Origin of the sequence: Marinobacter sp. EVN1 (genome assembly GCF_000475375.1) — a bacterium.
In the GTDB taxonomy this organism is placed as follows: Bacteria; Pseudomonadota; Gammaproteobacteria; order Pseudomonadales; family Oleiphilaceae; genus Marinobacter; species Marinobacter nauticus.
The window spans coordinates 132,075-149,802 of record NZ_AXCB01000013.1 but is presented as its reverse complement, the minus strand read 5'-3'; the positions used below and the strand labels follow the sequence as shown (position 1 = coordinate 149,802).

The 17,728-nt window shown below is 60.2% G+C and carries 18 protein-coding genes; 6 read left to right on the top strand and 12 right to left on the bottom strand.

What is annotated here, in order from left to right; all coding sequences use genetic code 11:
• Positions 1-29: 29 nt before the first annotated feature.
• The 3 genes from Q674_RS27120 to Q674_RS27110 all read right to left on the bottom strand — a co-directional run bounded on the left by Q674_RS27120 (position 30) and on the right by Q674_RS27110 (position 1,811).
• Complete coding sequence (locus Q674_RS27120; protein ID WP_022992112.1) at positions 30-761, bottom strand: FKBP-type peptidyl-prolyl cis-trans isomerase; 732 nt, start codon at positions 759-761, stop codon at positions 30-32.
• Between the two features lie 136 nt (positions 762-897).
• A complete protein-coding gene (locus tag Q674_RS27115; RefSeq protein WP_023008388.1) occupies positions 898-1,278 on the bottom strand; it encodes a DUF4124 domain-containing protein in 381 nt (126 codons plus the stop codon).
• Positions 1,269-1,811: a DUF2390 domain-containing protein gene (locus tag Q674_RS27110; protein ID WP_023008387.1), complete on the bottom strand. Its 543-nt coding sequence runs from the start codon at positions 1,809-1,811 to the stop codon at positions 1,269-1,271. The genes Q674_RS27115 and Q674_RS27110 overlap by 10 nt, the downstream gene beginning before the upstream one ends.
• 42 nt (positions 1,812-1,853) lie before the next feature.
• Here Q674_RS27110 and Q674_RS27105 point away from each other — a divergent pair, with 42 nt between their 5' ends.
• Positions 1,854-3,800 (top strand): ATP-binding cassette domain-containing protein, encoded by a 1,947-nt coding sequence (locus Q674_RS27105; protein WP_031209917.1) that lies wholly within the window; start codon positions 1,854-1,856, stop codon positions 3,798-3,800.
• 12 nt (positions 3,801-3,812) lie between these two features.
• On the opposite strand, the gene ppx is transcribed toward Q674_RS27105, so the two are convergent.
• The gene (gene ppx / locus Q674_RS27100; protein WP_051993034.1) at positions 3,813-5,294 is read right to left on the bottom strand and encodes an exopolyphosphatase; all 1,482 of its coding nucleotides are present in this window, start codon (positions 5,292-5,294) and stop codon (positions 3,813-3,815) included.
• A 318-nt stretch (positions 5,295-5,612) separates the two neighbouring features.
• Here ppx and trxA point away from each other — a divergent pair, with 318 nt between their 5' ends.
• Entirely contained in the window at positions 5,613-5,939 is a 327-nt protein-coding gene (gene trxA, locus Q674_RS27095; protein ID WP_011784020.1) for a thioredoxin TrxA, read from the top strand.
• 57 nt (positions 5,940-5,996) lie between these two features.
• Positions 5,997-6,587: a molybdenum cofactor guanylyltransferase MobA gene (gene mobA / locus Q674_RS27090; protein ID WP_023008383.1), complete on the top strand. Its 591-nt coding sequence runs from the start codon at positions 5,997-5,999 to the stop codon at positions 6,585-6,587.
• Positions 6,588-6,758: 171 nt separating this feature from the next.
• On the opposite strand, the gene Q674_RS27085 is transcribed toward mobA, so the two are convergent.
• Genes Q674_RS27085 through moaB form a run of 4 tightly spaced genes read right to left on the bottom strand, consistent with a single transcriptional unit; the run spans position 6,759 to position 9,269 of the window.
• On the bottom strand, positions 6,759-7,205 hold the full coding sequence (locus tag Q674_RS27085) for a molybdenum cofactor biosynthesis protein MoaE (protein WP_023008382.1): 447 nt from the start codon (positions 7,203-7,205) through the stop codon (positions 6,759-6,761).
• A gap of 1 nt (position 7,206) precedes the next feature.
• On the bottom strand, positions 7,207-7,467 hold the full coding sequence (gene moaD / locus Q674_RS27080; protein ID WP_023008381.1) for a molybdopterin converting factor subunit 1: 261 nt from the start codon (positions 7,465-7,467) through the stop codon (positions 7,207-7,209).
• A 2-nt stretch (positions 7,468-7,469) separates the two neighbouring features.
• Positions 7,470-8,684 (bottom strand): gephyrin-like molybdotransferase Glp, encoded by a 1,215-nt coding sequence (gene glp / locus Q674_RS27075; protein ID WP_022992120.1) that lies wholly within the window; start codon positions 8,682-8,684, stop codon positions 7,470-7,472.
• A 12-nt stretch (positions 8,685-8,696) separates the two neighbouring features.
• Positions 8,697-9,269 (bottom strand): molybdenum cofactor biosynthesis protein B, encoded by a 573-nt coding sequence (gene moaB, locus Q674_RS27070; RefSeq protein WP_014420345.1) that lies wholly within the window; start codon positions 9,267-9,269, stop codon positions 8,697-8,699.
• 355 nt (positions 9,270-9,624) lie between these two features.
• On the opposite strand from moaB, the gene rho reads away from it, so the two are divergent.
• The 3 genes from rho to Q674_RS27055 all read left to right on the top strand — a co-directional run bounded on the left by rho (position 9,625) and on the right by Q674_RS27055 (position 13,547).
• A complete protein-coding gene (rho, locus tag Q674_RS27065; protein WP_023008380.1) occupies positions 9,625-10,887 on the top strand; it encodes a transcription termination factor Rho in 1,263 nt (420 codons plus the stop codon).
• A gap of 165 nt (positions 10,888-11,052) precedes the next feature.
• The gene (gene ubiD, locus Q674_RS27060) at positions 11,053-12,540 is read left to right on the top strand and encodes a 4-hydroxy-3-polyprenylbenzoate decarboxylase (protein WP_011784027.1); all 1,488 of its coding nucleotides are present in this window, start codon (positions 11,053-11,055) and stop codon (positions 12,538-12,540) included.
• Positions 12,541-12,554: 14 nt separating this feature from the next.
• Positions 12,555-13,547, top strand: coding sequence for a CDP-6-deoxy-delta-3,4-glucoseen reductase (locus tag Q674_RS27055; RefSeq protein WP_023008379.1), 993 nt, complete (start codon positions 12,555-12,557; stop codon positions 13,545-13,547).
• Between the two features lie 79 nt (positions 13,548-13,626).
• On the opposite strand, the gene Q674_RS27050 is transcribed toward Q674_RS27055, so the two are convergent.
• Genes Q674_RS27050 through hemC form a run of 4 tightly spaced genes read right to left on the bottom strand, consistent with a single transcriptional unit; the run spans position 13,627 to position 17,725 of the window.
• Complete coding sequence (locus Q674_RS27050; protein ID WP_023008378.1) at positions 13,627-14,868, bottom strand: heme biosynthesis HemY N-terminal domain-containing protein; 1,242 nt, start codon at positions 14,866-14,868, stop codon at positions 13,627-13,629.
• Positions 14,865-15,980, bottom strand: a complete 1,116-nt coding sequence (locus Q674_RS27045; RefSeq protein WP_264650071.1) for a uroporphyrinogen-III C-methyltransferase — start codon at positions 15,978-15,980, stop codon at positions 14,865-14,867. Before Q674_RS27045 ends, Q674_RS27050 begins: the two co-directional genes overlap by 4 nt.
• A gap of 10 nt (positions 15,981-15,990) precedes the next feature.
• Positions 15,991-16,803, bottom strand: a complete 813-nt coding sequence (locus Q674_RS27040; RefSeq protein ID WP_011784031.1) for a uroporphyrinogen-III synthase — start codon at positions 16,801-16,803, stop codon at positions 15,991-15,993.
• The gene (hemC, locus tag Q674_RS27035) at positions 16,784-17,725 is read right to left on the bottom strand and encodes a hydroxymethylbilane synthase (protein WP_011784032.1); all 942 of its coding nucleotides are present in this window, start codon (positions 17,723-17,725) and stop codon (positions 16,784-16,786) included. The genes Q674_RS27040 and hemC overlap by 20 nt, the downstream gene beginning before the upstream one ends.
• Positions 17,726-17,728: the final 3 nt, after the last annotated feature.

Sequence of the window (17,728 nt, the reverse complement as noted above, 5' to 3'; positions counted from 1 at the left end):
TTATTGCCTGCCGGAGTGCTGGCCAGAGCTTATTCGTCTGAACCAGCGTCGTCCTGCCCCGGATTCACGGCGATCAGCTCGACATCAAATACCAGGGTCTCGTTGGGGCCAATAGCCTGGTTGCCGCCCGGGCCGTAGGCCAGGTCAGACGGGATATAAAGCTTGTAACGAGCACCTTCGCTCATCAGCTGCAGGCCTTCTGTCCAGCCAGGAATCACCTGGTTCAGGCCAAAGGTCACGGTTTGCCCGCGCTCACGGGAGCTGTCGAATACCTCACCGTTGATCAGTTCGCCGGTGTAGTGGACTTCCACCTGATCTTCGGCGGTTGGGCGCTCACCGTTACCTTCTTCAATCACTTCGTACTGGAGACCGGATTCTGTGGTCTCAACGCCTTCACGTTCGGCGTTTTCTGCCAGGAAAGCCTCGCCGGCATCCTTGTTCTTCTGCGCGAGTTCTTCCAGTTGCTGCTCCTGCTTTTGCTGGAGCTCCTGCTGGTAGGCCATCAGCGCTTCCTGGATCTGCTCGCGGGTCAGTCGCTTGCTGTCTTCGTCACCGGCATGGCCATGCTGGATGCCCTGAAGGAACTGGTCCATCTGGAGATCCGGCAAGTCATTGCTCATGCGCTCACCCAGCACCAATCCCATGCCATAGCTGACTTTCTCAGGGGTGGTTTCAAGGGCCGGGTCGTTTGCCGGCTCCTGGGCTGTTGAGCAACCGGCAATCAGGCCGGTAACGGCGATAGCCAAAAGCGTTTTCTTCATCATTTCATCCTTTTCACGTGTTTCTGGGCTCTCTGACCCTGGATTCTGAAAGTGAACAAGGTAACGGGTTCAGCAGCGGGATGCCACTGAACATGTGTTAATCAGAGACTCATTTCGCGGCAATGCGCAACCCGCGTCAGGAACCGCTGGCGGGTGAGCCATTGAGCGAATAGGGGGCCTGGTAGGGGGACTGCCAGTCATCTTCCGGGCTGATGGTCTGCGGCTTCCGGGGCGCCGGGTCTGGGCGCTCAATGGCCAGGGCATTCCAGGGGCCCTGGGCCGGGGGCTGATCGGCATAGTGCCAGTTGCCATCGGTGTCCTGCCACTTGAAAACGATGTCCGGGCCTTCGGTGGGAATCGGCGATGGCAGCAACCCCTCAAAGGAGGGAATCGTCGTCGCCTGCTCGGTTTTCACCGGTTCCGAGACCTGGTCGGGATCGCCGAGGCCGAAGAAAATCAGCAGCAGCAGAAGGCCGAGCGCCGGAAACGAAAGCCGGATCAGCCATTTCATGAACATGATGGGCCGCCTCTGGTGGTCTGGCCTGCAAGCCGGCTGGCCAGAAGTTCAAGATGAGGTTTTACCCGCGTGGGTATGTTGTCGGACGGCGCGGCAGCGACAAGATTCTGCCCGATGATGGTGCCTGATTCCTGCATGATTCCGCGCTCCGCTTCGGATTCTTTCAACGTTTGCCAGGCCAGAGCCAGCTCCAGCTGTTCGGCCAGCAGTTCTGCCCTCGCCAGAGTATCCCGCAACTCCACGCCATGATCATTGGCTCGGGGAACAGACTTGCGGGCGGAGCGAAGGCAACCGGTTACACGGCTTCGCCACTCTGTTACCTTAGCGTCCTCAACGCCAGAGAACGACTGACCCTGCGTGGCCAGCCAGCCGGCACAGAGGATGCGGCTTACGCTCCATCCCTCGGATTGCAGCTCAAGACAGGCCTCAGCCACCTGTGGATCCTGCCATTGGGCGAGGGCATAACGCCATAACGGATTGTCTGGTTCCATGTGTTCTGGAAGTTCCAGCGGGTCCGCTTGTTGAACGGTCATGTTGGCGCTTCCCTGGCAGTAATCCATGGATAGATTAAATCTATGTTAACGATAACCGATCTCAGTTTACAACGGGGCGGCGTCTGGTTGCTAGAAAACGTGAACCTGACCGTGCAACCGGGGCAGCGCGTTGCCATTGTTGGTGCTAACGGTGCCGGCAAATCCAGTCTTTTCCAGCTCTTGCTGGGGCAGCTTGCTCCCGAGCAAGGCAGCGTGGGGTTGCCCGGTGGCTGCCGGATTGCCCATATGGCTCAGGAAGTCGCGGCTTCGTCCAGGTCCGCCCGGGATTTTGTGCTGGATGGCGACACCGAGTTGCGGCGAATGGAGCGGGCGCTGGCCGAAGCGGAAGCGGGTGGTGACGACCATGCCATTGCCCGCCTGCACGGGGAGCTGGATATTCACGAAGCCTGGTCCGCACCGCGTCGGGCCGAGACTCTGCTCAGGGGCCTGGGCTTCGCCGACAGCGATGCCGAGCGCCCGGTTTCGGCATTTTCCGGTGGCTGGCGTATTCGACTGAATCTGGCCCAGGCACTGATGCGTCCCTCCGATCTGCTGTTGCTGGATGAGCCCACCAACCACCTGGATCTGGATGCCTGTCTGTGGCTGGAGAACTGGCTCAGAAAGTATCCTGGTACCTTGCTGTTTATTTCTCACGACCGTGACTTCATGGACCGTGTGGCTACGCATCTGGTGCATTTTGATCAGAAGCAGTTGGTGCTTTATACGGGAAATTACTCAGCCTTCGAGCGTCAGCGCTCCGAGCGCCTGGCCCAGCAGCAGGCCAGTTTCGAGCGTCAGCAAGCGAGAATTGCGGAGATCCAGCGTTTTGTTGATCGCTTTAAGGCCAAGGCCACCAAAGCCCGGCAGGCCCAGAGCCGCGTCAAGGCACTGGAACGGATGGAAAAGATTGCGCCCGCGCACGTGGACTCACCCTTCAGTTTCGAGTTCCCGGTCGCGGACAAGGTCTCCAATCCATTGCTGTCCATTCGCCACGGGGTCGCGGGCCATGGGGATGTGCCCATTCTGAAGAACATCAATGTCACCCTGTTGCCCGGCACCCGGGTTGGTTTGCTGGGGCCGAACGGGGCCGGTAAGTCCACCTTTATGGATGCCCTTCGCGGCACCGGAACCCTGCTCAGTGGTGAGCGCACCTGTGGCGAACACCTGGCCATCGGCTATTTCGCCCAGCATCAGCTGGAGTCCCTGGATCTCGACGCCAGTCCGTTCCTGCACCTGCAGCGTCTTGCGCCAACCGCATCGGAGCAGAAAGTCCGGGACTTCCTGGGCGGCTTCGATTTTCACGGCGACGAAGCACTTGCGCCCATTCGCTCGTTTTCGGGCGGTGAGAAGGCCCGGGTTGCGCTTGCCGTTATCGCCTGGCAGAAACCCAATCTGCTGCTGCTGGATGAGCCCACGAACCATCTGGACCTGGAAATGCGACAGGCCCTGACCATGGCGCTCCAGAACTTCGATGGCGCCATCGTGGTGGTATCCCACGACCGCCACTTGCTGCGCAACACGGTGGATGAATTCTGGCTGGTATGCGACGGCGCTGTTGGCGAGTACGAGGGCGACCTGGAGGATTACGAACGCTGGCTGGCGGATCGCCGAAAGGATGAGGAATCGCCGCCCCGACGTGAAGTGGCCGAGGGTCAGGAAAAATCAGCCAATATCGCCGGAGCCGCGACCCTGACGGCGGACGAACGCAAGGCCCGCAAGCGCCAGGAAGCTGAACTGCGACAGAAACTCAGCCCGTGGCGGAAAAAACAGGGAACGCTTGAGGCCCGTATGGAACAGTTGCAGCAACAGCTGGCCACCGTGGAGCAGAATCTTGCCGACCCAGGTCTTTACGATGACCAGCAAAAGGTTCGGCTCAAGGGACTGCTGGCGGAGCAGGCAGAGCTCAAGCGCGAGCTGGAAGGCATTGAAGCCGAGTGGCTGGAGGTGAGCGAAACTGTGGAGAGCCTGGAGGCGGAACTGGCTGGCTGAGGCCGGCCAGTGTTACCGGCCCGAGATCTCCAGGGTAAAGTCCTGGCGTGCCAGATAGTCCCGTTCGTTCTCCAGGTCTGCGAGGGTCAGCGGGCGGTTGTCCAGCCAGCCCTCGGGGAACTCGACTACCAGGCGGTTATCGTGGCCGTGAAGGGTGAAGGCGGGGGGGGCTTCCAGGTTGCGTGGGTGTTGGATCAGCACCGCCAGTCGCACCAGCACGCAAAGGTAGGTCAGGCGGGGTTTGTCCTCGGGCTCGATACCCTCGAAAACCGCCGACGAGAACTTCCGGCGATGGCCCCGGACCAGAGTGGCCAGATCCTTCTGGAACGGCTGACTGAAGCCGGGTAAATCGGAATAACGCAACAGGTAGGCGCCGTGCTTGTGGTATTGGCTGTGGGAAATGGTCAGGCCGATCTCGTGCAGCCGGCAGGCCCAGCGCAGCACGTCTTCATCGGCGGCGGTGCGCAGGCCCCATTGCCCCGCCACCTGTTCCCAGGCGGCAATCGCGGTGTTCTCGACCGCTGCGCCGTGAGCCTGGTCTACGTGGTAACGCTCCTGCAGCGCCGCAATCGTGCGTTCACGAACGTCCTCGTGCTGGATGCGTCCGACAATGTCGTACAGCAGGCCTTCACGCAGGGCGCCGTCGGCAAAGGTCATGGTCTGGATGTCGAGTGAACGGAACGCGGCCATCAGAATGGCAAAGCCGGCGGGGAAAATGCTCTGGCGATCTTCCCTTACCCCCAGTTCGGCCAGTTTCTCCACCTTGCCCATGCTCACCAGGCGCTTGCGCAGCTCTTCCATGCCGTCGCGGTTAATGGAGCCGTCGGTAATCTTCAGGGTTGCCAGCACGTTGGCAATCGCCTTGATCGAGCCGGAAGAGCCCACCGCGCTCTGCCACCCCACTGAACGATAGTGCTGACGGATATTCAGCAGTTCCTGCTCGGCGTGGGTAATGGCCTTGTCCATCTGGCGCCGGGTAATCTTGCCATCGGGAAAGTAGCGGTTGCGGAACGAGACGCACCCCATGTGCAGACTTTCCAGCTCCTGGGGTTCGAAACGCTGTCCGATGATGAATTCCGTGCTGCCGCCGCCAATATCAATCACCAGCCGCCGACCGGAATCGTCTGACAGGGTATGGGAGACACCGAGATAGATTAACCGCGCTTCCTCACGCCCGGCGATGATCTCTACCGGATAACCCAGCACCTCCTCGGCACGGGCAATGAAATCGTGAGCATTGCGGGCGACCCGGAGGGCATTGGTGCCGACGATCTGGACGGCTTCCCGGGGCATGCCCTGAAGGCGCTGGGCAAACCGGCTCAGACATTCGAGGGCCCGCTGCTGGGTTTCTTCGGTCAGCCGATTGTACTGATCCAGCCCCGCGCCAAGCTGGACTTTCTCGCCCATCTTCTCAACCGTGCGGATTTCGCCATGCACCAGACGGGCGACGACCATATGAAAACTGTTGGAGCCCATATCGATGGCTGCCAGCATGTCCGGGGAGGTTTCAGGCTTCTCGGCAGGGGATGCGGCCGTCACGTTGATAGGCGTCCTGTGTGATATGAACTTGGCCGTACTATAAGTGAAACTTCCCGGCCGTGTCAGTAACTCGCTGCGGACATTACTGACACGGATCAACCCGAGGGTAGATACAACCGGCTTCACATCAGGGCCGGCAATCGCGTAAAGTAATAGTCTGTCTTAATCCGGGTGGGCGGCCGGTCCGTAAAGAGAACACCGTCCACTACAGTCAACAGCGACTCCCGAAGGGCCGGAATCCAAGCCCCGGAGCGCCTGAATCAGGAAAAGGTAATGAGCGGAAATATCGTTAATGTCACCGACGCTTCCTTCGAGCAGGATGTACTGAAGTCCGACGTTCCGGTACTGGTAGACTACTGGGCCGAGTGGTGTGGCCCGTGCAAAATGATTGCTCCGGTTCTGGAAGAAATCGCTGACGAATACGACGGCAAGCTTAAGGTCTGCAAACTCAACATCGACGAAAACGAACAGACCCCGCCCAAGTTCAACATCCGTGGTATCCCGACCCTGATGCTGTTCAAGAACGGCAACGTGGATGCCACCAAAGTAGGCGCGCTGTCCAAATCGCAGCTGGCCGCCTTCCTCGACAGCAACCTCTGATCCGCTGTTGAAGGAAACCGCCCCTGAACACCGCTTCACGGGCGGTTTTTTTATGCCATGACCCGACCAGACAGAATCATCGGCCTGCTCCTGGCAGGCGGCAAAGGCACCCGCATGGGCGGCCAGGACAAAGGCCTCGTACCCTGGCAAGGCAAAGCCATGGCGGAATGGGTGCTGAGGGCCCTGAAGAGCGTCACCCCGGCTGTCTTTATCAGCGCCAACCGCTCCCTGCCGGAATACGAACGCCTGGCGCCCGGCCGCATCCTGCAGGATCCTCCTGAACTACGCGACCAGGGCCCTCTGGCGGGCCTGCTCACGGGCCTGAAAGCCGCGGAAACTCAGGGTGCCGAAGCTGTGCTGGTCTGCCCCTGTGATACCCCGGGAATCACCCCGGGAACCCTTAGCGCCCTGGTCACCGCCTGGCAAACCCAACCCGACCGCCCGGCTATTGCCGAACATAACGGCCGCCTGCACCCGTTGCACGGTGTGTATCCGGTAAATGTAATGGTGGAACTGGATCGCTGGCTGGCCTCGGACAACCGCCGGGTGATGGGATTTGCCGAATCGGTGGGGGCGGTTGCGGTTAATTGTCCTGAAACCGACGAAGTGTTCAGGAATCGCAATGATTTTAGGGGGTTGGAACGCTAATATGATCTCGGCTGGATCAGCTGACTGCATATGTAGGGTGCTGGTCTGGTGGGATCTCCGAAAATGCTCGGAGCCATGGATGGCGGAGAGCAAGCGTACAGGGACGTATTCACAGCGGTTTTCGGAGGTCCCACTAGGCCAGCGGCCGGGCGGCAAACTCCAATAAGCGTCTCACTCCCAGTTCCGACTCCGGGCAACATCAGCCTCTTTCTGCTCCACCCAATGTTCACCCTCGCGGGTAATCTCCTTCTTCCAGAATGGCGCCGACGTTTTCAACGCGTCCATAATGAACTCACAGGCCGCAAACGCATCGCCCCGGTGGGCACCGCACACCCCTACAAACACAATCTGGTCCGCCAGCGCCAACTGCCCGACCCGGTGAATCACCCGGGCCCGCTGCACATCCCAGCGCCGGCCCGCCTCATCAATCAGCCCCTGAATCACCTGCTCGGTCATTCCCGGATAATGCTCGAGAAACAGCCCCGTCACCCCGGACAGATCCCCGGAATCCCTCACCAGACCCGAGAAGGTCACAATGGCCCCGGTGCCCGGTCCGGTCCCGCGAAGCGCCTCATATTCTGCACCCGCATCGAAATCGTCGGTCTGGATTGAAATCATCTCAACCTCCGGTGACCGGTGGGAAAAAGGCTACCTCATCCCCTGGCTGTACCGGGCTGGACGGCTTCGCCATGGACTGATTGATGGCCGCCATCACCGGTTGGCCACCGGTCAGCTGGGCCCAGGCACCGCCCCGGCTGGCCAGGTGGGTAAGCAGGTCCGCGACCGTCTGGTGCTCTGATGCCGGCAGGGTCAGGCTTTCGGTACCCAGCTCTTCTCTTAGTCGGGCGAAAAAACGCACGGTCAGTGTTGGTTCTGTCATCGTTAACTCAGTAATTCGGTGAACGGATAGTATGTAATCAAATCGCCGGCGCGGATGGCCGTGTGTTCCGGCACCACAGCCAGGCCGTCGCCCCAGCAGGCGGAACTCAGGACGCCGGAGCTCTGGTTGGGGTAGGCGACAACCTCCAGACCCGCTGCTGAACCCTGCTTCCGGGCCCGTACAAACTCGCGGCGGACAGATGTGGAGGTTACGTCAAACCCAGCGGGCAGAGATTCGCCCACGGGAAGGAGGTCCTGCCGGCCCTGGCGTTTGCGAATGTAAGGCATCGCCACCACCAGAAAAGTGACCAGGACCGCTGCCGGATTGCCCGGCAAACCGAGTACCGGTATGCCTGCCACTTCGCCAAACGCCAGTGGTTTGCCGGGCTTGATTGCCATGCGCCAAAGTGACAGCTTGCCGGATTTCTCCAGTACCGCGCGAACGTGGTCCTCCTCACCGACCGATACGCCGCCGCTGGTGATGATCAGGTCGGCCTTGGCAGCAGCAGACTCGAGCGTGCTGCGGGTGGCTTCCCGGGTATCTTCAAGGGTTTCGCACAGAACCAGCTCGCAGCCAGCCTCGGCCAACAGGCCCATGAGGGTAAATCGGTTGGTGTTGTATATCTGGCCAGAATCAAGTGGCTGGCCCGGCTCCACCAGTTCATCACCGGTGGTCAATACCGCGACTCTTAGCCGGCCCATGACCGGAACCTGGCTGATTCCCATGGAGGCCAGCAGGCCCATTTCCTGGGGGCGAATGCGCTTGCCCTTCGCCAGCGCCAGATCGCCCCGGGCAAGATCCTGGCCCTGCCTGCGAATGTTCTGGCCCTCTGAAACCTCGGCCTGGATCAGAATCATGTCGTCGGTGCGTTCCACCCGTTCCTGCATCACGACCGCATCGGCCCCTTCGGGAATCTCGGAGCCGGTAAAAATCCGTGCCGCTGTGCCGGGTGCCAGTGTTCCGGGGGCAACGCCGGCCGGGATTCTGGCGGATACGGACATCGGTTTGCCGGCGGCGACATCGGCCAGACATACCGCATAGCCGTCCACGGCGCTGTTATCCGCTGGCGGCACATCCGCGGGAACATACTGGTTCTCCGCCAGAACCCGGCCGAGGCTGTCCGTTAAGGCAACGGCTTCGGTTCGGGTGATGGCCGGCGCCCGGTCAAGAATATGTTGCAGTGCATCGTCAACCGATGTCAGATCGTTAGCCACCATGTGTCCTCCTGTTTATCGCTCGGCACGCTGGCCAATCACTTCCTGAACCCGCTGGTAGGGGCGGTCCGGCTTGCGCAGGGCCAGAGCAGAGAAATTACAGGGGCCATGGCGACTGTCCAGCTGGGTTGCCAGAATGCCGTTCCAGCCGGTTCGGCAAGCCCCGGTTGAGCCGGGCAGGCAGAAAATAACCGTATGGTTGGCCAGGCCGCCAAAGGCCCGGGACTGGATGGTGGAGGTGCCGATTTCAGACGCGGACAGTCGCCGGAACTCCTCACCAAATCCGTCGATGGTTTTATCCAGCAGGGGCGCTACCGCCTCCGGCGTACTGTCACGTTCGTGGAAGCCGGTGCCGCCGGTAATGATGACGGCGTGAATCTCCGGATCGGCAATCCATTGTGACATCAGGGCCCGGACCAGGTAGATGTCATCCGGCAGGATGCGGCGGGCCACAAGCCGGTGACCGGCCTCGACAACGCTGTCCTCGAGAAACTGGCCAGACGTGTCTTCATCCGGGCCTCGGGTGTCCGAGACGGTCAGAAGGGCGATGTTCAGGGGCTTCAGTTCGCTGGTGCGATCACTGCTCATGGGGTAGGCTCCGGAAGTCTGTCATCAATCATAGGCTCAGTATCCTGATCTGCTGCGTGGTTGGGAAGGGAGTAACCCATCAGAGGGAGCTCCAGAACCAGTGAACCCCATGCCAAAAACTGGCTTAATTTTATTCAGGGGCTTGACATTCGCGCTAAAGGTGGCCGATGATGCCGTTGCCCGGCGAACAGTTGTTCCCACTCTCTGGCTTCGGCATTTAATATCCGGCTTCCATCTACACCGGTTGCTCCATCTGCCAGCACCTTTGTTTCATTTTTGATTCGATCAACACGTTCAGGGGCGCCCCTGTCATTCCAACAGTCGTTTACTTCCATTCCTGAAAATCCAACAAACTATGAATCTTACTGAACTCAAGCAGAAATCCGTGCCCGAATTGCTCGATATCGCGCAAGAAATGGGCCTCGACAACCTGGCTCGTTCGCGCAAACAGGATGTGATCTTCACCATCCTGAAAAAACACGCCAAAAGCGGCGAAGACATTTACGGTGACGGTGTACTGGAGATTCTGCAGGATGGTTTCGGCTTCCTCCGCTCCGCCGATGCCTCATACCTGGCCGGGCCGGACGATATTTACGTTTCCCCCAGCCAGATTCGTCGGTTCAACCTGCGTACCGGCGACACCATCGCGGGCAAGATCCGTCCTCCGAAAGACGGCGAACGTTATTTTGCCCTGCTGAAAGTCAACGAGATCAACTTTGACAAGCCGGATAACGCCCGCAACAAGATTCTGTTCGAGAACCTGACGCCGCTGTTCCCGGATGAGCGTCTGACGCTTGAAGCTGGTAACGGCAGCACTGAGGATCTCTCCTCACGGGTTCTGGACCTGGTGGCGCCCATTGGTAAGGGGCAGCGAGGCCTGATCGTATCCCCGCCCAAGGCCGGTAAGACGCTGCTGATGCAGAGCATTGCCCAGTCCATCACCCGTAACAATCCAGAGTGCCATGTAATGGTTCTGCTGATTGACGAGCGGCCAGAGGAAGTGACCGAGATGCAGCGCACTGTGCGCGGCGAAGTCATCGCCTCCACTTTTGACGAGCCGCCGGCCCGTCACGTGCAGGTGGCCGAGATGGTGATCGAAAAGGCCAAGCGCCTGGTCGAGCACAAGAAAGATGTGGTTATTCTGCTGGACTCCATAACCCGTCTGGCCCGTGCCTACAATACGGTCATTCCTTCCTCCGGTAAGGTGTTGACCGGTGGTGTTGATGCCCACGCCCTGGAAAAGCCCAAGCGTTTCTTCGGTGCTGCCCGTAATGTGGAAGAAGGTGGCAGCCTGACCATTCTTGCGACCGCGCTGGTGAATACCGGTTCCAAGATGGACGAGGTGATCTACGAGGAGTTCAAGGGCACCGGCAACATGGAGATCCATCTGGATCGCAAGATTGCCGAAAAACGGACATACCCGGCCATCAACATCCGCAGCTCCGGCACTCGCCGCGAAGACCTGTTGATGTCCGAAGCCGACATCCAGCGTGTGTGGATTCTGCGCAAACTACTGCACTCCATGGACGACGATACCGCCGCCATCGAGTTCCTGCTGGATAAACTCAGGGACACCAAGACCAACGACGAGTTCTTCCAGTCCATGAAGCGTCGGTGATACTGACTCCGATTTCCGACCGGCGGGCATTCTTATGGAATGTCCGGCTGGTCGGGGCGGATTCCCTCCCCAGCATTCAAGCTGCTCAGGCCAATACCTGAACTCAGGTCTGAATCCAGACCAGAAAAAACTCCGTAGTACCGTAGACCAGAAACGGAGCACACCATGAAATACAACGACCTTCGGGACTTTGTCAGCCAGCTGGAAAAGCTGGGTGAGCTCAAGCGCATTACTGCCGAAGTTGACCCCCACCTGGAAATGACCGAAATCTGCGACCGCACCCTGCGTGCCGGTGGTCCGGCGTTGTTGTTCGAGAATCCGAAAGGCTACGATATGCCGGTGTTGGCCAACCTGTTCGGAACACCGAAACGGGTGGCACTGGGCATGGGGCAGGACGATGTGGCAGCGTTGCGGGAGATTGGCAAGCTGCTGGCGTTTCTGAAAGAGCCGGATCCCCCCAAGGGCTTCAAGGACGCCATTGAAAAACTGCCATTATTCCGGCAGGTCATGCGCATGAGCCCCAAGGTGTTGCGCTCGGCACCCTGCCAGGATGTAGTGATTGAAAAAGACAAGGTGGATCTGTACCAGATACCGGTCCAGCACTGCTGGCCGGGTGACGCCGGTCCTCTGGTGACCTGGCCGCTGGTGATTACCCGTGGCCCCAACAAGGAACGTCAGAACCTGGGTATCTACCGGCAGCAGGTGATTGGTCGTAACCGTCTGATTATGCGCTGGCTCAGCCATCGGGGGGGCGCCCTGGATTACCAGGAGTTCCGTAAGGCCAACCCGGACAAGCCCTATCCGGTTGCGGTCGCACTGGGTGCTGATCCGGCCACCATTCTGGGTGCCGTTACCCCGGTGCCGGATACGCTGTCTGAATATGCTTTTGCAGGATTGCTGCGAGGGAGTCGAACGGAACTGGTGAATGCGGGCCTGAGCGATCTTCAGGTACCGGCCAGTGCCGAGATTGTACTGGAAGGCTTTATCTACCCGGACGATATGGCGCCGGAAGGGCCGTTTGGTGATCACACCGGGTATTACAACGAAGTGGATCAGTTCCCGGTGTTTACCGTGGAACGCATTACCCACCGCCGGGATCCGATCTATCACAGCACCTATACTGGCCGGCCACCGGACGAGCCGGCGATTCTCGGAGTGGCGCTGAACGAGGTGTTCATTCCAATCCTGCAGAAGCAGTTTCCGGAAATTGTCGATTTCTATCTGCCGCCGGAAGGCTGTTCCTACCGGCTTGCCGTCGTCACCATGAAGAAGCAGTATCCCGGCCATGCCAAACGGGTGATGATGGGGGTATGGTCATTTCTGCGGCAATTCATGTACACCAAGTTTGTGATTGTCACCGATGACGACGTCAATGCCCGTAACTGGGAAGACGTGATCTGGGCCATTACTACGCGGATGGATCCGGCCCGGGACACCACCCTGGTGGAAAACACCCCGATTGACTATCTGGACTTTGCCTCGCCGGTGTCTGGGCTCGGCTCGAAGATGGGGATGGACGCCACCAACAAGTGGCCCGGAGAGACCGACCGGGAGTGGGGCACTGCCATCGCCATGACCGATGAGGTTAAACAGCGGGTGGATGACATCTGGGACAGCCTGGGGATTGAAATTCCCGGTGCCCGCCCCGACTGACAAGGGGGCAGAGAGTGTTTCGGATACGCCTGCAGCCATCGGGGCTTGGTTATGGTGCGGATCAGGCTGAAGACCTGTTGTCTGCAGCGACCGCAGCCGGAATACGGGTGCCGGCAGCCTGCCGAAACGGCGTGTGCGAAATCTGTGAGGCCCGGTTGCTGAAAGGTCGGGCGCTGAATACCCGAAATCAACATTCTATCGCGGTTGGCGAGCCACTGATGATGTGTCGGACACGGCCGCTCGCCGACCTTGAACTGGAGATACCCGCCGTTATGGCATCAGGAAATTACCAGCCCCGCCAGTACCAGGCGAAGGTAATCGACGTACGTTCCATCAGTCACGATGTGTACCGGGTGGCCTTGCAGCTTCCCCGGCGGAGGGATGTGGCTTTCCATGCCGGGCAGTATCTGTCGGTGATTCTGCCCGGAGCTGACCCCTGCTATTTCTCGATTGCCAGCAGCCCCTCAGCAGAGCAGATCGAACTGCACATCCAGGCTTCGCCCGACTGGATCTCGGCCCAGAAAGTCATCGATGTGCTGACTTCCGGCCAGGATGTGACGGTGGAACTGCCCCATGGCAAGGCCTGCCTGGCCAGTATGCCGGACAAACCCCTGCTGCTGGTGGCGGCGGGTACCGGTTTTGCTCAGATGAAAAGCCTGGTGGATTACCTGCGGGAAACCCGTTACCAGAAGCCAGTCAAACTGTTCTGGGGCGTGCGCAAGCACGAGGACATGTACCTGCGTTCTCTCGCGCAGCAGTGGCAGGAGGAGTGGGCGCCGTTCAGCTTTTTGCCGGTGGTGGGAGACGATGAAGACAATGACTGGGGCGGTCACCACGACCAACTGGTCAGGGCTGTGCTGGCTTCAGGGTTCGATTGGCAGGACGTGGAAGTTCATGCCAGTGGCTCGCCCACCATGGTGTATACCCTGATGGATGCGCTGGTGGAGGCTGGCCTTCCGGAGCAGGCCTTTTTCTCGGATGTTCTGGAGTATGCTCCCCGCAGCTGACAGTTTCAGTGGGCGCTATCAACAAGGGCCGGCAATTTGCCGGCCCTTGTTGTTTGTCTGAATCAAAGACTGCGAAGTCTCAGGCCCGGGGCATGGGCAGGTCGGGCAGGCCATGGTCGGTTTCCAGCCCCTGCATCAGCAGCTTGATGCTGGCTTCTTCCTCGCCCATATGGGCATTCAGCCGGCTCAGCTCCGCGAGGGTTTCACGATTACGGCGTAATTTCAGACTGGTTTCAAAGTACTCCCGTGCTTTTCCCCACAGCTCATTACGCAGGCTGAGCCGGCCCAGTGCCAGCAACAGCTCGGGGTTGTTGGTGCGATGTTTCAGCCACTGTTCGGCAATCAATAGCTGTTCCTCCGGATCCTGACCCTGAATCCGGCCATACAGGTTGATCAGCTCGTCGCTCCAGTGGTTACGCAGTACCTTTCTCAGCAGCGTTTCTGCCTGGGCCTCATCACCCAGTCCCGCCAGCAGTCGGGCGTAGTCGCGGATGGTGTACTCATCCCGGCGCACAAAGCCCGGCAGTTCGTCCCACAGGCGAGTCAGCGGTTCCAGGCTGGCTTCGGGGTTTTCCTTGCGGCTGCGTTGGCATTCCTCGGCGGCCTGTTCCAGCAGGTTTTGCCAGACCTGACGTTCCAGCTCGTTCAGTTCGCTCTCTGGCACCACGCTGCGCTTGCGCAGTTCCGGAATAAGACGGGACAGCTCGCGCCAGTCCTCCAGACGCAGATAGGCGTTCTTCAGCAGCTTGAGGACAAACGGGTGATGTGGAGATTCCTTGCGTAGGCGCAGCAGGGTCGCCAAAGCCTGCTCGGGCCGGTTGCCGGCCAGTTGCAGCTGGGCCTGGGTCAACCCCACCGCCATGCTGGAGCCAGGTGTGCTTTCAAAGGCCTTGCGCAGCAGTTCATCGACCGCTTCATGGTCGCCGGACTCGAACGCGGCCTGGGCCGCCGCGAGATAGTTGATCAGGGGGGTATCGGCATGGCTGGCGGAGCTGGTCAGCAGTTTGCGGGCGCGGGGCCAGTTGCCTTCGGCCAGAGCCAGGAGGCCTCGTGTGGTCCGGCGCCGGGCCCGGCGCTCATTACCGCGGGCAATCCAACCCGCCATCACACCGGTGCCCTGGCGGAAGCGGCGCACCGTGTTGATGAGGGTGACGGTCAGCAGGATGATCACCAGAATCAGCCCCAACCCGACCCAGAAATTGGTTTCAATCAGGTAGTTGCCCAGGCTGATGCGGATATAGCCCAGGTCGTAGGTCAACCCCAGGGAAAGCCCGGTGCCCACCAGAAGGGCAAGCAGCAGGATCAGCAATACGCGGATCATGACTCATCGCCCCCGTTGGCCGCCTTGCTGTCGGCATCGTTGTCGCCTGTGGCCAGGCGCCCCGCCAACCGCTCCTTCAGCAGGCTCAGGGACTGGCTGATATCCGGCAGTTCGGGGTCTACGTTGCGCTCGGCCAGTTCGTTCAGGGTCTCGTTGAGCCCGCGAATGGCCGGGTTGGTGCCGTCATACCAGTCGTTGATGGTGGTGATGGCCTTGTTCAGAGCGCGTTCATACAGTGGCTGATTGCCCCGCAAGACCGCCATTTCAGCTTCTTCCAGCATCAGTTGCAGGTTGAGACGGGCCCAGGCGCTCTGGTCCGGAGACAACAGGGGTTTTACCGGTTCGTCCATCCGGCGGATCACAACGACTTCCTTGAGGGTGCCCAGGAACCGGTTCCAGCCTCTGGTGAACATGTTGCTGCCGTCAGACGGCGCATTCTGGTCTTCGACCATGTCGAATCCCGGCGCCTGATCACTGATCAGGGCCTGGTCGGTGAGATCGTTGACGCTGGCGATGGCAGCCTCCAGTCTCAGGTATAGCCCGGTGCGGTCGACACCCTGAATGCCTCTCAAGGACTGGATTTCCCGTGCCAGTTGCTGGCGTACCGGATAAACCCCGATATCGTCGGATTCCCGCAACACCTCGTCGGCCGATTCCAAGGCGGACAGTGAACCGCGGATGTCTTTTTCAATCAGCAGGCGCTGGTTGGCAATACGCAGCAGATATTCGGCTTCCGCCAGCAGCCAGTCGGTGCGGGTGCGGTTGCCGGCTTCCAGCAATTCGCGGGCGGTGTGATCGATCTGGCGTTGCTGGGTGGCAATCAGCTCCCGTTGTTCCGCCACGCGGTTTTCCAGTGCCTGAAGCCGCACGCTCTGTTCGCTGCCGCGGTTGCCGTAAAGGCTTTCCAGCTGGTTGGTATCCTGCCGGAGGTCCTGAACCACCTGCAGGGTGGCCTGGTGCTTCTGCCACTGTTGCCAGTTCCAGAGCCCAAGGGCAATCGCCAGAATCAGCGCGAGAACCGCCACAATCCACACTGGCCACAAGCGTGGGCGTTCTGGCCTGGCGGGTTGTACGGGAGCGGGGAGTTGTTTTGTTGTTTCAGTCACGGGCATCCTTACTTGGTTATCCGTTGTCACCGGCCTCCTGCGACAGGCAGGAAGCAACACTGATGACCAGGTCGTCATCGTTCAGGCTACCGGGCACCAGTGGCTTGCGGAAGCCCAGCGCGCGCGCCTGTTCCGCTACACGCTCCGCAGGTACTACGATTATGTCGGGCGTCAGAGCCAATTGGTATCTGTGGCCCAGCTCCACCAGATTGTTCAGGGTTTCGCCGGAAAGCGCAATCACCACCTCGGGGTGGAAGTCGGCAACCAGAGCCTTCACCTGTTTTGCAGAATAGTACGGCAGCACGCGCCGGTACAGGGGCAGGGTGGTAATCCGTGCGCCCCGTTGCGCCAGGGTCTCACGAATCAGTTCCCGGCCATGCTCGCCCCGAGCCAGCAGAACTTTCTCTCCGTCAACGCGCTGCAGTGATGGCAGCGCCAGCAACGCTTCGCTGGTCCAGCCTTCGGCGGGCATTCTCGGTTTCAGGCCATGTTCGCGAAAGACCGCGGCGGTGCCGGCGCCCACTCCGTACCATTGCAGGCCGGCGGGAAGTTGAGGCCACCAGTGGTCGATTTCCTCCATCAGCCGGCGGGCGGCATAGGGGCTGACCGCGATGATGTGGGAAAAGTTGTCCAGCTGCTGCAGGATGCCGCGCTGCTCCGGGGTTTCCGGTAAAGGCTCGCGCGCCATCATCGGCATCACCCGGGCATCGGCACCGGCCTTACGAAAGGCCTCGGCGAGGCGGCTGGCTTCGGGCTCGGGCCGGCAGATCAATACACGCCGGCCCTGGAGTTCAGACGGTTGCTGAAACTCAGCGTGGGGTGTGGCCATAGATTTCAGCCAGCACCTTGTCGGCCCCCATGGACAGCAGCTGTTCTGCCAGTTCACGGCCCAGGCGTTCACCTTCGGCGCGCGGGGCACGGCCTTCCACCCGGAAAATCTGGGTACCATCGACTGCGCCAACCAGGCCCCGCAGCCACAGGGTGTTATCGTCTTCCAGCAGGGCATAGGCGGCAATGGGCACCTGGCAACCGCCTTCAAGGCGACGGTTCAGCGCCCGCTCAGCGCTGACGCGGTCCCAGGTGTCGGTGTGATTGAGCGGGTCAATCAGCTCCAGAAGTTCCGTGTCACCGACCCGGCATTCGATGCCCAAAGCACCCTGGCCAACGGCTGGCAGGGAAAACGTGTCTGGCAGACAGTAACGGATACGGTCGTGGAAGCCGAGACGCTTCAGGCCGGAGCTGGCCAGTACAATGGCGTCGTATTCACCGGCATCGAGTTTCGCCAACCGGGTATTCACGTTGCCACGCAGTACCTTGATCTGAAGATCCGGGCGGTTGGCCCGCAGCTGGGCTTCCCGACGCAGGCTGGCGGTGCCTACTACCGCGCCCTCAGGCAGCTGGTCGATGTGTTCATACTGATTGCTGACGAAGGCATCGGTGGGGTCTTCACGCTCGCAAATGGCGACCAGCCCCAGGCCCTCGGGGAATTCCATGGGCACGTCTTTCATGGAATGCACGGCCAGATCGGCACGGCCGTCCAGCATGGCTTCTTCGAGCTCCTTCACGAACAGGCCCTTGCCGCCGATCTTGGCCAGGGGGACGTCCAGGATCTTGTCGCCCTGGGTCTTGATCTTGATCAGTTCAACGTCAACGTTGTCATGCAGCCTTTCCAGCTCGGCCTTGATGAATTCCGCCTGCCACAGCGCCAGTGCGCTGCTGCGGGTTGCAATGCGAAGGGTACGTTTGGACATGTC